At 59.7% G+C, this 15,475-nt stretch carries 12 protein-coding genes; 7 read left to right on the forward strand and 5 right to left on the reverse strand.

Annotated elements, in window-relative coordinates:
* Positions 1 to 17: 17 nt before the first annotated feature.
* From QWJ34_RS05985 to QWJ34_RS06000, 4 genes are all read right to left on the reverse strand, one after another.
* The gene (locus QWJ34_RS05985; RefSeq protein WP_302726156.1) at positions 18 to 1,298 is read right to left on the reverse strand and encodes a glycoside hydrolase family 27 protein; all 1,281 of its coding nucleotides are present in this window, start codon (positions 1,296 to 1,298) and stop codon (positions 18 to 20) included.
* 193 nt (positions 1,299 to 1,491) lie between these two features.
* Positions 1,492 to 2,373 (reverse strand): AraC family transcriptional regulator, encoded by an 882-nt coding sequence (locus QWJ34_RS05990; RefSeq protein WP_302726157.1) that lies wholly within the window; start codon positions 2,371 to 2,373, stop codon positions 1,492 to 1,494.
* Positions 2,374 to 2,584: 211 nt separating this feature from the next.
* Positions 2,585 to 4,258, reverse strand: a complete 1,674-nt coding sequence (locus QWJ34_RS05995) for a helix-turn-helix domain-containing protein (RefSeq protein WP_302726158.1) — start codon at positions 4,256 to 4,258, stop codon at positions 2,585 to 2,587.
* Positions 4,255 to 6,120 (reverse strand): cache domain-containing sensor histidine kinase, encoded by a 1,866-nt coding sequence (locus QWJ34_RS06000; RefSeq protein ID WP_302726159.1) that lies wholly within the window; start codon positions 6,118 to 6,120, stop codon positions 4,255 to 4,257. The genes QWJ34_RS05995 and QWJ34_RS06000 overlap by 4 nt, the downstream gene beginning before the upstream one ends.
* A 336-nt stretch (positions 6,121 to 6,456) precedes the next feature.
* On the opposite strand from QWJ34_RS06000, the gene QWJ34_RS06005 reads away from it, so the two are divergent.
* The 5 genes from QWJ34_RS06005 (at position 6,457) to QWJ34_RS06025 (ending at position 11,882) form a co-directional block, all read left to right on the forward strand.
* On the forward strand, positions 6,457 to 7,380 hold the full coding sequence (locus QWJ34_RS06005) for an ABC transporter permease (protein WP_302726160.1): 924 nt from the start codon (positions 6,457 to 6,459) through the stop codon (positions 7,378 to 7,380).
* Between the two features lie 16 nt (positions 7,381 to 7,396).
* Positions 7,397 to 8,320 carry a carbohydrate ABC transporter permease gene (locus QWJ34_RS06010; RefSeq protein ID WP_302726161.1) on the forward strand — a complete coding sequence of 308 codons (924 nt, stop codon included), beginning with the start codon at positions 7,397 to 7,399 and terminating at the stop codon, positions 8,318 to 8,320.
* 41 nt (positions 8,321 to 8,361) lie between these two features.
* Complete coding sequence (locus tag QWJ34_RS06015) at positions 8,362 to 9,987, forward strand: extracellular solute-binding protein (protein WP_302726162.1); 1,626 nt, start codon at positions 8,362 to 8,364, stop codon at positions 9,985 to 9,987.
* A 244-nt stretch (positions 9,988 to 10,231) separates the two neighbouring features.
* Positions 10,232 to 11,263, forward strand: a complete 1,032-nt coding sequence (locus QWJ34_RS06020; protein ID WP_302726163.1) for an ROK family protein — start codon at positions 10,232 to 10,234, stop codon at positions 11,261 to 11,263.
* A gap of 22 nt (positions 11,264 to 11,285) precedes the next feature.
* Positions 11,286 to 11,882 (forward strand): sugar O-acetyltransferase, encoded by a 597-nt coding sequence (locus QWJ34_RS06025; protein WP_302726164.1) that lies wholly within the window; start codon positions 11,286 to 11,288, stop codon positions 11,880 to 11,882.
* A gap of 45 nt (positions 11,883 to 11,927) precedes the next feature.
* Here the strand turns inward: QWJ34_RS06025 and QWJ34_RS06030 are convergent, their stop codons facing one another.
* Positions 11,928 to 12,179 (reverse strand): hypothetical protein, encoded by a 252-nt coding sequence (locus tag QWJ34_RS06030; RefSeq protein WP_302726165.1) that lies wholly within the window; start codon positions 12,177 to 12,179, stop codon positions 11,928 to 11,930.
* Positions 12,180 to 12,547: 368 nt separating this feature from the next.
* Here QWJ34_RS06030 and licT point away from each other — a divergent pair, with 368 nt between their 5' ends.
* Both licT and QWJ34_RS06040 read left to right on the forward strand, forming a co-directional pair.
* The gene (gene licT / locus QWJ34_RS06035) at positions 12,548 to 13,375 is read left to right on the forward strand and encodes a BglG family transcription antiterminator LicT (protein ID WP_302726166.1); all 828 of its coding nucleotides are present in this window, start codon (positions 12,548 to 12,550) and stop codon (positions 13,373 to 13,375) included.
* A gap of 189 nt (positions 13,376 to 13,564) precedes the next feature.
* Positions 13,565 to 15,457, forward strand: a complete 1,893-nt coding sequence (locus QWJ34_RS06040) for a beta-glucoside-specific PTS transporter subunit IIABC (RefSeq protein WP_302726167.1) — start codon at positions 13,565 to 13,567, stop codon at positions 15,455 to 15,457.
* Positions 15,458 to 15,475 lie beyond the last annotated feature (18 nt).

Consider the following 15,475-nt stretch of genomic DNA (forward strand, 5'->3'; position numbering starts at 1 on the left):
CGACCCTTCGAATCGGCTTAACCCAGCCGGTACAATCGGACTCCGTGCGGAGGCACGGTCGTCCGCAGAACGCCGGAATCCGGTTCGGCGGACTCGCCGCTCCATAACTCCGTGCCCGACGCCGGGCCGGTCAAGCCGAGGGCCGTCAATTCCAGCTCCGGTTGCAGCTCCGCGTCGCCGACGTTGAACACGGCGGCATAACGCGAGCCGTCGTCGTGCTCGGCGGTCCAGACAATCAGCGCGCCTTCGCGCAGCGCTTCGCGGGCGCCGCGGCTTTCGCGCTGCATGCGCAGCACTTCGCGGTTGGTCAGCAGCGACAGCGTCCAGTCGTCGCAGTCGCGCAGTTCGCCGCCGAAGATCAGCGGCGAGCGGAAGATACTCCACAGCGACATCATGGTCCGCTGCTCGTCTTGGGTAAAGCGGGTCCAGCGGTCCGCGCCGCCGCCGTCCACGGAGCGGATGCCGATATGGCCCAGCGGCAGCATATCGCAGTCCGGCCAGCACCCTTCGGCCGGAACTCCCTGCCAGGTCCGGCAGCGGTCGAACATATCCAGCAGCAGCGGCCACTGGTCCCAGAAATCGTCCGTCACCCGCCACATATTGGCATGCCCGGCGAAGAAATCGGCATATTCGACCGGGGCGGGACCGGGGGAAAGACTGAGCACCATGCTTCTGCCGCTGCGCTCGATCGCGCGGGCGATCAGCTCGATCTCCGGCTGATGCGTATCGTACAGGCGCGAAGCGGCGATATCGTCCACTTTGACCAGATCGACGCCCCACTGCGCGTACAGCTCGAACAGCGAATCGTAGTAAGCCTGCGACCCTTCTTTGGAAGCGTCCACGCCGTACATATCCGTATTCCACGGACAAATGGAATTCGGATGCGCGATATCGCGCGCCGTCGCGTCCGTGTTCAGCAGGGCGGCCGCCGCATGCGCGGCCTGACGCGGAATCCCCCGCATGATATGGATGCCGAACTTGAGCCCCAGGCTGTGCACGTAATCGGCCAGCGGCTTGAATCCGAGCCCGCCCGCGGCCGAAGGAAACCGGTTCTCGGCCGGCATCAGCCGCGAATATTCGTCCATGACGAGCGGAACGAACGCCCGGTACTGCGAAGAATTCGCGCCCGGCTCGTACCACTGGATATCCACGGTGATGTATTCCCAGCCGAACGCTTTGAGGTGCTCGGCCATGTATTCGGCGTTGCCCCGGATTTCTTGCTCCGTCACGGCCGCTCCATAACAATCCCAACTGTTCCAGCCGAGCGGCGGAACCTTTGCGGCAAGCTTGTGGTTCATTTGACAATCCCCTTTACCGTTTAGTGAGCGTATTGCTCTTGACGATTTCATCATAATAAAGGGGAGAGCACGATTCTACGACGATTATGAACGAACGATAGCACAATATTGCGGTCGATCGATCCGGATAGACCACAAGTTCCTGCCCCGTTCAATCGAACCCGCGCAACCGGATCTGTTCAATCGAACCCGTTCAATCGAAAAACAGTCTCCGGTACACCAGGCTTTCGCTGCCGCCGCGGAATTCGCCGGGCGTCAGCCCCGTCATGCCGCGAAACGCCCGGATCAAATAACTGCCGCTCGAATACCCGACCTGCTCGGCGATGGTGGAGATGTCGAGCCCGGTTCCGCGCAGCAGCTCCATCGCTTTTTCGATTCTTACGCGGGTCAGGTAAGCGCCGGGCGTCAGGCCCGTGCAGGCCGAGAAGCGGCGGATCAGATGGTACTTCGACAGGGAAACGACCTCCGCCAGCCGTTCGATGCTGATCATGCGGGCGTAATGCCGCTCGATGTATTCGGCGGCCAGCCGGATATTCGCCGGCCAGTTCGAACGGTCGCGCCGGGCGGTCGAAGGGAAGCGGGCCAGTTCGGTCATAAACTGATACACGCAGGAAGACGCGATCAGCGGATCGGAGATCCGGCCCGCCGCCGCGTCGGCCACGATCATCCGCAGCAGCCGGACCGGCGCGCTGTCTGCGGGCAGATGCGGCGTGTCTCCGGCTTCGAGCCGGAATTTCCGCCAGAGCGGAAGAATAAGCTCCGGCCGCAGCAGCAGAAAAAAGAACGACCAGGGCTCCGCCGACGACGGATCGTAGGCGTAACGGTGCGGTCCGGGAATCTCGGCGAGAAAAGCCTGTCCGGCGGAAATCCGGCGCGTCCGTCCTTCGTATTCGTAAACGCCTTCGCCGGATACGGTGTACTGGAACAGCAGCAGGGGACCGTCGGTCCGCTGCTGCCCGTCCCATTGATAATCGGCGTGATCGATACGGTCGCAGCCGGCCGCATACAGCGCGCACAGCCGGAGCTCGGGATCTTCGGCGAAACGAAAGCCGTAAGTGCCGGGTTGCATATCCATAAGCGTCCTCCTCGAAGCGAAGATGGAGCGGAGGGAAAAGCGGCGCCGCGATTCGGGACAAAGCCGTTTGTTTCGCGCCCTGCCGCGCAAGCTTCCTTCCGCCGTATATACCTTGATCTTACCATACGGCGGAAGCGGACTGCCGCGCCGCGGCGTCTGCGGGATTCGTTCGTCAAACGCGTCCGCGCGGTTGTCCCGAAGCGCGGCCGGATCATCTGCGCAGCGGTCCCGGCGCTTCGCCGGCTTCGTGCAGCCTTCGGTACTCGTTTGGCGACACGCCGATCTCCTGCTTGAACAGCTTGGCAAAATGCGAATCGTTGGCGTAGCCGACTTTGCCGGCGACGACGCCGACGGAGCAGCGGGTGCTTTCCAGCAGCCGTCTGGCGGCGTCGATCCGGCAGCGGATAATATAAGCGCCGAGCGAGATCCCGGTTTCCCGCTTGAACAGCCGGGCGAGATAATCCGGATTGAGGAAAAAGACTTCGGCCAGGCCGCCCCGCGTCAGGTCGTCGCCGTAATGCTCGCCGATATAGCGCTGAAGCTCGCGCGCGACCGAATCCGGCCGGTCGGCGAAGCTGAGATAATCGGCGGCGGTCCGGACCAGGTAGTCGATATACGCCTGCATATCGCGGGTCGAACGCGCCGAATCGGCGAACAGCCGGTCGCCCGCTGCGCCGGCGTACAGCTGATGCGCCTGGATTTCCCGGTTTTTCAGATGGACGTAAACGAGCTGGACCAGATCCAGGCGCAGCAGATGCAGAATAAAGCGGTCGGTCATCGCCGATTCTTCCAGCTTGTTCAGGTAGCTCCGCGTTTCGTCCAGAAACGAAGAGAACCGGTTCTCGTTCAGCAGACGCTCCAGCCGGCCGAGATCGGGCGGGACGTACAGGTCGTGCGGCTTCGCGCGGTAATCGTCCAGACGGAAAAGGCGTCCGGGCTGCAGGACAAGGCTTTCGTTCATGGCGGCCAGTTCCCGCAGCCCGTCCGGGACTTCGCCCGCCGGCGCCCCGACGCCCATGCTGCAGCAGAGGCCGCATTTGAGCAGTTCCCGCGCCTGGCGGATCAGCGCGGAGCAGGCCGAAGCGGCCCAATCGTCCGCCGGCGGCTCATCGCCCCGCGTTCCTTCCGCGCTGTCGCGCCGCAGCGCGACCCATACCCGCGAATCGCCGAATTGGCAAAAGGCTTCAAGCTCGAAGCGGCCCGACCGCGCTTCTCCTGCCGCCTTTTTGCCGCCCAGCAGTTCTTCCGCGATATTGAGCAGAGCGTAATCGAACAGCGCTTTGTCTTCGCGGGCCAGGCTGCCGCTGCGCGGAAACAGATTGAGCAGCACCGGGATCAGCACATCGTCCGGTCCGTAGAGCTCGGTCGATTCCCGGTCCGCGGAATCGCCGCCGGCCGGCACCGGCCGCTGCGCCGCGGCTTCACCGGCAAGCCGCTGCCAGTAAGACCGTTTGCGCTCGCGCAGCCGGCTCTCCGGCGACGATCCGGCGTAATCGCCGTCACCGCCGCGCCGCTCGCCGGCTTTGGCGATCGCTTTGCGCAGAATCAGGGTCAGCTTGTCGAATTCGATCGGCTTGAGGAAATAGTCGAAGCTTTGCAGGCCGATCGCTTTCTGCGCGTAATTGAAGTCCGCGTAATTCGTCAGGAAGATCGCCTGCACATTCAGCGATTCTTCGCGAATCCAGGACAGCAGTTCCAGGCCGCTGCCCTGCGGCATCTCGATATCGCATACCAGCACCCCGACGGGATGCTCCAGCAGAATCTCGCGGGCCTGGGAGATATTGAACGCCGTGAATACGCGCTCCACGCCAAGCGCCGCCCAGCCGATCTTGGTCTCCAGCGCGGCGATTACGAAATAATCGTCGTCCACCAGCAGTACGTTCATGAGGCTTCTCCTTTCGTGGCGGCCGCTTCGGCCGGAGGAGCGGGAGGCAGCGACAGCGTCACGCGCGCGCCGCCGCTTTCTCCGGCCGTGTTCGGATATTCGCCCGGCGCGTTAAAACCGCCGCTTACGGCCGCCGTCATACCGCCGTCCCCACTGTCTCCGCCCGCTCCGCGATTGGCGAATTCCACCCTGGCCCGGCCGCCGTACAGCAGCTCCAGCCGCTGGAGCGTATTCGCGATGCCGATCCGGTGGCCGCCTTCCGGACGGGGCCGCTGTCCGCCGCCCAGCAGACGCAGCAGTTCCGGCGGGAAGCCGGGGCCGGTATCCGCGATCGTAATCAGCGTGCGTTCTTCGCCCGCTTCCCGTCGCGCCGAGACGGTCAGTTCGATCCGCAGCTGTCCGTCGCGCGACAGTCCGTACTTGACCGCGTTCTCGATAAACGTTTGCAGCACAAGCGGAGGGACCCGCGTTTCTTCCGTGCCCGGAGCCTGCTCGATCCGATAGGAGAACGCGCCCAGATAGCGGGCTTTCTGGATCTCCATGTACAGCCGGACATGCTCGATCTCGCCCGGCAGAGGGACGAAGTTCTCGCCGCTCTGGAACACGTACCGGAAATAGCGAGACGTGGACAGCGCCATGCGCTCGATCTCTTCGTACATCTGAATCTGCGCCATGCTGTAAATGCTCGTCAGGCAGTTCAGGAAGAAATGCGGTTTGATCTGGAGCTTCATATAGTCGAGCTTGATCTGCTGCTGCTCCAGTTCTTTCTCGTAGCGCTCGATCTTGAACTCCCGGATCTGCGCGACGAGCCGCCTGAACTGGGCGCCGGCCCGCTCCAGCTCCTCGATCCCGCTGCCGCGCAGGTCCGAAGGCTCGCCTTCGGTCTGGATGCGCTCCAGTTCGGCCGCGAATTCGCGGATCGGGCGCAGCACTTTGCGCATAAAGTAGAGCAGCAGCACGCCGATCGCCGATACGACCACGAAGAACAGCAGCATAATCAGCAGCTGGGCGATGACGATTTTTTCGAACAAGCCGAACCGGATCACCATATCGACGCGGAACGAAGCATGGGCGAAGTCGCCGCTGATCACCGTGCGCGGAAGCGGCAGCGGGGCAGAAGACCCGCCGCTTCGGTCCGCGCCCGTCTCGCCGCGCGGACCGGACAGCACGCCGCCGTCTTCGCCGACCAGCTTCACATAGCCGCTTCCGCCCAGGTTGATCCCGCGCAGCGGCCGGACCAGCTCGTCCGCCGAGACGAGCCCGATCAGGTAGCGGTCGTGGTACGGCACGATATTGAGCAGGTAGAAGCGGCCGCCGACCGAGACGGACGTCCATTTGGCGTAGTATTTTTCATACACGTCCTTCTCGCCGGTATAACGGATAATCTGTTCTTTCAGCTCCAGATAATCGCCGTAGGGAATACTGATCGGCGCGCAGTTGAGAAAAGAACCGCTGCCTTCCAAGTAATAGAAGAAGTTGTATTTTTGCACGTAATTTTTTTGCAGCTCCGTGAAGCGCTTGTGCAGGTCGTCGCTCGCTTCCAGGAAGTCCGCGCTGTTCGGCTGCGCTTCGCTCATCTGCTCCAGGCTGCGGTCGTTGGCGAGCGTCCAGCCCATATAATGGTTGATGTATTCGAAATCGTGGTCGATCCCGTCGATATACAGATCCGCCGTATCCTGAAGATAGCGCGCGGACTGCTGCTTGACGATCGAGATCGAAACCGCGCTGATGGCCAGATCCAGCAGCAGCGCGGCGAGCGAGATGAAGAACATAATGCGGACGTAATGGCGGATCGGGTAAGGTTTGAACCGTTTGCGAAGCGATTTGCCCCGCCGCCGGGCGAAGGGTTCGGTTGAAGTCACGGGCTGCCGCATCCTTTCTGCAAACGAAGACGCGGCCCGGGACCGTACAAGCCGGCCGCGCGTCTTCGAGTCTTATTGTATGCGCTTTAACGGGAGGTAGGATTATTATAAAACGGTCCGCTCCGAAACACACGAGTTATCGCGGCCGCACCGCCCGGAAGTCCGGAAAGCGCGTTCAAAAGTCCGGATTCCGGCATTGCTTCGACACGGCGGACGACTTATGCGATCTTTTTGCCGGCCGCCTGCCCGATAAAAGTCCGGATTCCGCGCCGCGGAAGTCCGGTTTGCGCGCCGCGTCCCGGCTATACTGAAATCAAGCCGAGAGGGGGAAAAGCGATGAAAACCGGACGATTGGAGCTGCGGCGCGGAGCCGGGCGGATCAGGCGCAACTGGGGACTGTACCTGCTGCTGCTGCCCGCTTTTACGCTGACGCTGCTGTTCGCCTACAAGCCGATGTACGGCGTATTGATCGCGTTCAAAGATTACAGCCCGGCGCTCGGGATCGGGGACAGTCCGTGGGCGGGATTCAAGTATTTCGAAAAGTTTTTCCATTCGTACCAATTCTCGAACACGATCAAGAACACGCTGATCCTGAGTCTGTACAGCCTGGCGACGTTCCCGATCCCGATCGTGCTTGCGCTGATGGTCAACCAGATGCGGGCGAACCGGTTCCGGCGCTTTTTTCAGACCGTCTCGTATATGCCGCACTTTATCTCGACCGTGGTCATGGTGGGGCTGCTGCTGATTCTGCTGTCGCCGGGCACGGGACTTCTTGGAAGCGTATTCAGACTGTTCGGGGCGCAGGCGCCGGACCTGATCGGATCGTCTTCCTGGTTCGCCAGCCTCTACGTCTGGTCGGATGTATGGCAGCACGTGGGCTGGGACAGCATCATCTATATCGCCGCGCTGTCCGCGGTGGACCCCAGCCTGTACGAAGCGGCGACGGTGGACGGAGCGAACCGCTGGCATAAAGTACGCTATATCGATATCCCGATGCTGATGCCGACCGCGATCACGCTGCTGATTCTGCGGGTGGGCGGACTGCTCGGCGTGGGCTTCGAGAAAGTGTACCTGATGCAGAACGACCTCAATATTCTATCGAGCGAGATCCTGTCCACCTATGTCTACAAGATCGGGCTGCTCAGCAGCCAGTACAGTTTCTCGTCGGCGATCAATTTGTTCAATACGCTCATTAACTTCGCGCTGCTGATCCTGGTCAACCAGATCGCGAAGAAGGTCGGCGACAACAGTCTCTGGTAAAGGAGGGGGAAGAACGATGGGAGTCGTCAAAGCGGCGCGCGGTTCAAGGGAAGCGGCCCGGGCCGGCAAAGGCCGGTCCGAACGTTTGTCCGAAGCGCTGCTGTATATCCTGGCGTCGCTGTTTCTGCTGATCCTGATCTACCCGCTGTATTTTATCGTCATCGCGTCGTTCAGCGACCCGTCGGCGGTGGCCGGCGGCCAGGTATGGCTGGTGCCCAAAGGCTTCACGCTCGACGGATACCGGGAACTGCTGAAGCACGACAATATCTGGATCGGCTACCGCAATACCATCCTCTACACGGCGGCCGGCACGGCGATCGGGCTGGCGGTCAATCTGTCCGCGGCGTACGCGCTGTCGAGAAAAGATCTGGTCGGACGCCGCTTTTTCTCGCTGTTCTTTATCTTTACGATGTTTTTCAGCGGCGGGCTGATCCCCACGTTCCTGACGATCCGCGATTTCCATATGTACGATACGTTCCTGGTCATGGTGCTGCCGTTCTCGGTCGTTGTGTTCGATATCATCGTGGCGCGCACCTTTTTCCGGACGAGCATCCCCGGCGATCTGTGGGAAGCGGCGCAGCTCGACGGATGCGGCAATCTGCGCTATTTCCTGCTTGTCGTGCTGCCGCTGTCCAAAGCGATCGTGGCGGTGCTGGGGCTATGGATCGCGGTCGGCTACTGGAATTCGTACTTCAACGCGCTGATCTATCTCAAAAATCCGGATCTGTATCCGCTCCAGCTTATCCTGCGCAATATCCTTATCACCAACCAGATGCAGTCGAGCATGGGCAGCGGCGAAGCGGCCCAGATCGCGCTGCGGCTCGCCAGCATGATGCGCTACTCCGTTATTATCGTCGCCACCGTTCCGATCATGCTGATTTATCCTTTTGTGCAGAAATACTTCAACCAGGGGGTGATGATCGGCGCGGTCAAGGAATAATCCGGTTGAAGTCGAATACTCAAACAGAGGGGGAACAAGCGATGAAATCATTTTTCGGGCAAAAAAAGTTCGGGTCGGGCGTTACACGCGCCGCTTCGCTGTCGATGGCGGCGGTTCTGCTGGCGGGACTTACGGCATGCGGAGGCGGAGACGCCAAAGAAAGCGCGCCGGCCGAGCAAAGCAGCGGCTTCCACAAAGAAGGACTGCCGATCGTCGACGAGCCGGTGACATTGAAAGTGCTGACGATGCGCTGGGGCAATATGGGCGATACGTTTACGCAGAACCAGTGGCTCAAAGACCTGGAGAAAGACACCAACGTCAAGATCGAATGGCAGGTCGTTTCTTCCAACGACTGGAGCGAACAAAAGTCGATTCTGCTGGCCAGCGGCAAGCTGCCGGATATCATCCTGGGCGACCAGACTTTTTCCGATTCGGATATCGTGAACAACCTGAGCTTCTTCCGCCCGCTGGACGATTATATCGACGAATACATGCCGAACCTCAAAGCCGCGATGGAAGAAACGCCGGAGCTGCGCAAGATCAGCACGTTCCCCGACGGCAAGATCTATTCGCTGCCGACCCGTCTGCCTTCGCGGCCGAAGACCAAGAACCAGCCGGTCATCAACAAAGCCTGGCTCGACAAGCTGGGGCTGAAAGCGCCGGAAACGGTGGAAGACCTGCATACCGTGCTCAAAGCGTTTAAGGAGAAAGACCCGAACGGCAACGGCAAAGCGGACGAGATTCCGTATACGGAAACCGGCCTCGGCATGGACTTCCTGAACCCGTTCGGCATTACCGATATCAACGGCAACAATATGCTGGTCAAGGGCGGCAAGCCGGTCTATTATCCGATTACGGACGAGTACAAAGAAGCGCTGAAATGGGCCCACGAGATGTACAAGGAAGGACTGATCGATCCGGAGATCTTCACCCAGGACGCGACGATGACTTCGGCCAAGCAGCAGAACCCGGACGCGGCCATCGTGGGCTTTACCAACCAGTGGACGCCGGACGCCGTATTCGGCAAGTGGAAAGACCAGTACGAAACGATCGCGCCGATTGCGGGCCCGAGCGGGGAACGCTACAACCCGGGCGATCCGAACGGCATGAGCTTCAACCGCAACGAGCTGCTGATTACGTCTTCGTGCGCCAACCCGGAAGCGGCCGCCCGCTGGGCCGACCAGTTCTATACGAACGAAGCGAGCATCCAGAATTTCTGGGGCGCGATCGGCACGGTCATCGAGCAGGGCGACGACGGCACGTTTACGCTGATGGACCCGCCGGAAGGCACGAGCGCCGACGCCTGGTACTGGGAGCAGTCGCTGCGCGATTTCGGACCGAAATACGTCAGCCCTTCGTTCGAAGACCAGATCGTGCTCAATCCGGAAACGGGCGACGGACTCAAGCTGGAGATCGACAAGCTGGGCCGCGATTACGTAACCACGCCTTACCCGAACGTCATGTACAGCTCGGAAGAATTCCAGGAACTGCCGACGCTCACCACCGATATCGACGGATACGTCTCGACCATGCGCGCCCAGTGGGTCAGCAAAGGCGGGATCGACGAAGGCTGGGACGCTTACCTCAAACAGCTCGACCAGATGGGGCTGGAGCAGCTGATGAAGATCCGCACGGAAGCGTACGGACGGTATATGAGCGCCGAGTAAAACGCCGAAGCCGTATCGCGCATACCGCGCATACCGAAACACCCGTGAACCGCCCAGGCGGATTCCGGGTGTTTTTGGCTTGTTTTTTCCGGTGCATCGGCAAACGCCGGACAAGCCGCGAAGAACGTAGACAAACTGCGCCGAATCGGCTATAGTCAATCTTGTGATTTTACTTTCGATAAGTATTATTGAAAGAGGAAACGCAAATCAGGATCGGCCCAGACCGTCAGAAGAAGGTGAGCGGATGAACTCCGAAACGCACAGTTCGATCAAACTCAAGAAAATCAACGAAGAATTGGTCCGGCGGGCGCTTCGATCGATGGAGTACGGCACCAAATCTTCGTTGTCGCAGGCGACCGGACTGAGCGTCGCCACCTGCGGCACGCTGCTGGGCGAGATGCTGCAGCGGGGCGAAGCGCTGGAAGAAGAACCGGAACAATCGAGCGGAGGCCGCCGGGCCCGGCGCTTTGTCTACAACGCGGACTATTCGTATATCGCCTGCATCTGCGCCGTGTTCGAAGCCAAGCGCCCCAGGCTGATCTATGCCGTCGCCGATTCGGCGGGCCGGGTCTTGGAGCGGCGCTCCCGGGAAACGGCGGCCCTGGACGAGGAATCGATCGATACGCTGGTCGGCGTGCTGCTCGGGCGATACCCGCAGATCAAAGCGGTCGGCGTCGGCATTCCCGGGCTTGTGCACGAAGGCGTGATCCATATTTGCGACGCGGCCGAATTGGTCGGCGTGCCGCTCGGACGCAGCCTGGAGCAGCGCTACGGCGTGAAAGTGACGGTCGAGAACGATATGAATCTGACCGTATACGGGTTGTACCACGAGCAGGATTGGGAAGAACCGGGCACGCTGGCCGTGATGACGTTTATTCCGGGCTGCTTTCCCGGCGCGGGTCTGATGATCGACGGGCATATCCACCGGGGAGCAAGCCGCTTTGCGGGCGAAATTTCGTTTCTGCCGTTCGGCATCTCGCGGGAGCAGCAGCTGCGCCGGCTGGATATCCGGGAAACGTTTATCCCGCTGGCCGCGCATGCCGTGGCGAGTCTGGCCGCGATCGTTAACCCGCGGCTGTTGGCGCTGACGGGCGGCCAGGTGGCCGAAGAAGATCTTCCGGCGATTCGCGAGCGCTGCCTGGACGTCGTGCCCGCCGAGCATATGCCGGAACTGGTATGGCTGGAAGTTTCGATGGAACCTTATTTGCAAGGGTTGATCGCGATGACGCTGGAAAGCCTGTCGTACTCGCTCCGGCTTGTGGAGAAGCGTTACTGATGATAGAGGAGGATGTTTGAAAATGACCCAACGTACCGAAAAAGAAAAAATGCTGGCCGGAGAGCTGTACAAAGCCTGGGACGAAGAATTGCGGAAGGAAAGCCTGCATGCGAAGAAGCTGATTCGTTTGTTCAACGCCACGACGGAAGAAGAACCGGAGCGGCGCGTCGAATTGTTGAAAGAACTGTTCGGTTCGACCGGGGAGAACATCCATATCGAACCGACTCTGCGCGTCGATTACGGCATCCATATTCATGTGGGGGAAAACTTCTTCGCCAACTTCGACTGCACCATTCTCGATGTGTGCGAGGTGCGGATCGGGGACAACTGCATGCTGGCGCCGGGCGTGAGTATCTATACGGCGACGCACCCGATCGATCCTTACGAGCGCATCGCCGGTCCCGAACTCGGCAAGCCGGTCACGATCGGGAACAACGTCTGGATCGGCGGACGCGCGGTAATCAATCCGGGCGTGAAGATCGGCGACAACGCCGTGATCGCTTCGGGAGCGGTCGTGACCAAGGATGTGCCGGCCAATACGATCGTCGGCGGCAATCCGGCGCGGGCGATCCGAACGATCGAAGTAAAGAAGCCGGAGCCGGAACAAGCAGGGAATTAAAGAGAACAGCCGAGTAGGGCGAACGCAAAAAACACGGCGTGCGAGTTAGCGCACGCCGTGTTCGTAATTATGAATAAACTGTCGTCCCGCCGCTCTCAGCCGGCAGTAGTCGGCAAAAGGAATATCTTCCCCGCCGTCCACGTTGATATACGAAATATTCGAAGCGTAACCGGATTCGTCCGCCTGCCGCAGCGCCGTCGAGAATTCGCCTTGACCGACGCCCAGACGCAGCGCCGTCGGGTCTTTCTCCCATTGAATCTCTTTCAAAATCTGGTACAGAAGATTAGTCGTTGCCATCTGCATCGCCACCTTCCCTGATTTTGTTCCTATTATGGAAGAAGAAAGCGTTATCATCTGTTAGAAATGTCACACTGAATCGAAAAAAACACTAAAAATTTAAAACGCTTTCTTTGCTCATTATACGCGGAAATAAAGAAAAGGGTTTCGGAAAAAAGAAAGAATTTTCGATAAAGAAAGCGCATACTTTTTACTTGCCAAGCCTATTAAGTCATGCTATTCTGAATCTGGGATTGTTACTGAAAAGGCAAAACCCGAGACATGTCTTCGACGTGTTTTAGGTTTTGCCTTTTCGGTTTCAATCCCTTTTTTTCGTGACGGTGCAGGATACCCGGCCGGCGAAGGGAGGCGCGAAGGAGGACGAGGGAATGATTATCTGCAAGATCTTCAACAACAATGCGATTATCGCCCGCGATTCGGGAAAGGAAGAGTTCGTGGTCATGGGCCGGGGCATCGCCTTCAAGAAAAGCGTGGGCGAAGCGGTGGACAAAGAGCGGATCGAGAAAATCTTCGTGCTCCAACAGAAAGAAGCGTCCGAGAAGTTCAAACGGCTGCTTGAAGACGTGCCCGCCGAAACGATCGCCGTGTGCAGCGACATTATCGAGTACGGCAAGAATATGCTCGGCGTGCCGCTCAGCGACTACATTTACGTCACGCTGACCGACCATCTGCACAATGTGTTCCGCATGGCCGACGAAGGGGTCGCCAACGTCAATCTGCTGCTGTGGGAGATCCGGCGTTTTTATCCCAAAGAATTCGGCATCGGGCTCAAGTCGCTGGAATTTATCGAATCCACGCTGGACCGGAAGCTGCCCGAAGACGAAGCCGCCAATATCGCGCTGCATCTGATCAACGCCCAGCTGAACGCCGGCAATCCGAGAATGGCGAACGCGGTCGAGCAGACGGAGAAGATCCAGGATATCCTGAACATCATCAAGTACAGCTACAATGCTCCGCTGAACGAACAGTCGGTAAGCTACGAACGGTTCGTGACGCATCTGCGCTTCTTTTTCCAGCGGATGGGCCGGGAGAAGAAAAGCGAACTGGAGGACGATTTCCTGCTGCGGCAGGTGCGCTCCAAGTACCGCAAAGCCTATGAATGCGCGGGCCGGATCGAGAAATATCTGCAAACCGAGCTGTCCAGCGAAGAGCGATTGTACCTGACGATTCACGTACACCGGGTAACGCGCGATTGAAGGAAATCGAAAACCGCATAATAACCCTTGGATTGTTACTGCCAAACGTTTGACCGGCGGGCGAGACCAGCATAAGTTCCGTGCCTATCGAGGCAGGAGGCTTATTGGGGCTCGTCTTTTTTGTTTGACCGCGTCGATCCGGGACGTATCCGGAAGCGAACGCGGACTTCGGTAAAGGGAGAGATCGGGATGAAATACGAACAGCTGGCCAATGAAATTATTCGCAACGTGGGCGGCAAAGAAAACGTCGGCGGACTGACCCACTGCATCACGCGGCTGCGCTTCAAGCTGAAAGACGAAAGCAAAGCCAATACGGACGCGCTCAAAAATATGGACGGAATCGTCACGGTGATCCAGAGCGGCGGCCAGTACCAGGTAGTCATCGGCAACCATGTGCCCGAAGTGTACGCGGACGTCGCCGCGGTCGGCGGATTCCAGGTCGAGACGACCGAAGAAGCATCCGGCGAGAAGATGAACGCGTTCAACAAATTCATCGATATCATCTCCGGCGTATTCGCCCCGACGCTCGGCGTGCTCGCCGCGACCGGGATGATCAAAGGCTTTACGGCGCTGCTGCTGACGCTCAAAGTGCTGACGGCGACCTCGGGCACTTATATTATCCTGAGCGCGATCGGCGACTGCCTGTTCTACTTCTTCCCGATCTTCCTCGGCTATACGTCGGCGAAGAAATTCGGCGCCAATATCTTTATCGGCATGGGGATCGGCGCGTGTCTCGTCTACCCTTCGCTGTCCGCGCTTACCGCCGGCGAACCGCTGTATACGCTGTTTACCGGCACCGTGATCGAATCGCCCGTGCATCTGACGTTTATGGGCATTCCGGTGATCCTGATGACCTATTCGTCCAGCGTCATCCCGATTATCCTGTCCACGTTCGTCGGCTCGAAGATTGAAAAAGGCTTCAAACGCATTACCCCGAGCGTCGTGCGCACCTTTGTCGTGCCGTTCTGCACGCTGCTGGTCACCGTGCCGCTGGCTTTGATCGCGATCGGGCCGGTCGCGACCTGGGCCGGACAGCTGCTCGGCGCGGGCACGCTGGCCGTGTACAACCTGAGCCCGCTCGCCGCCGGCGTGCTGATGGGCGCGTTCTGGCAGGTGTTCGTCATCTTCGGCCTGCACTGGGGCTTCGTGCCGATCGCCATCAACAACCTGACCGTACTCGGCAGCGATCCGGTGCTTGCGGGCACATTCGGCGCTTCGTTCGCGCAGACCGGCGTCGTGCTGGCGATCCTGCTCAAAACGAAGAACGTCAAGTTGAGAGCGCTGTCGATTCCGGCTGTGATCTCCGGTGTCTTCGGCGTCACGGAACCGGCGATTTACGGGATTTCCCTGCCGCGCAAAAAGCCGTTTATCTTGAGCTGTATCGCCGCGGCGGTCGGCGGCGGCATTATCGGCGCCATGGGCAGCAAGATGTATATGATCGGCGGCCTCGGCGTATTCGGCATTCCGAGCTTTATCGGCGCGGACGGCGCGGGAGCCGGCCTGTACGGCGCGCTGATCGGCATCACCGTCAGTTTCCTGCTCGGCTTCGGCATGGTCTTCTTCACTTTCAAAGACGAGCCGGCCGCGGGCGAAGATCCGAACGTGCGCAGGCTGGAAGTGCTGGTCAAGCGCGAATCGGTGTCCAGCCCGCTCAAAGGCAATATCGTATCGCTGACGGATATCCGCGACGAAGCGTTCTCCACCGGCGCGCTCGGCAAAGGCATCGCGATCGAGCCGTCCGAAGGCAAAGTGTTCTCGCCGGTCGACGGCGTCGTGACTTCGCTGTTCTCGTCGGGCCATGCCATCGGGATCACCAGCGGCGGCGGGGTGGATATCCTGATCCATATCGGCCAGGATACGGTCAAGCTCAAAGGCAAACACTTCGCGCCGAAGATCAAGCAGGGCGATCCGGTGCGCAAAGGCGATTTGCTGGTCGAGTTCGATATCGAAGCGATCAAGGCGGCCGGTTATGTCGTGACCACGCCGGTCATTATTTCGAACTCCGGCAGTTATCTGGATGTGATCGAGACGGAGAAGAAGACCATCGCTTACGACGACGAGCTGCTGACCGTAGTGGTCTGATCGCGGCGGTCCAAACTT

The organism is Saccharibacillus sp. CPCC 101409 (assembly GCF_030518235.1).
Classification (GTDB): Bacteria; Bacillota; Bacilli; order Paenibacillales; family Paenibacillaceae; genus Saccharibacillus.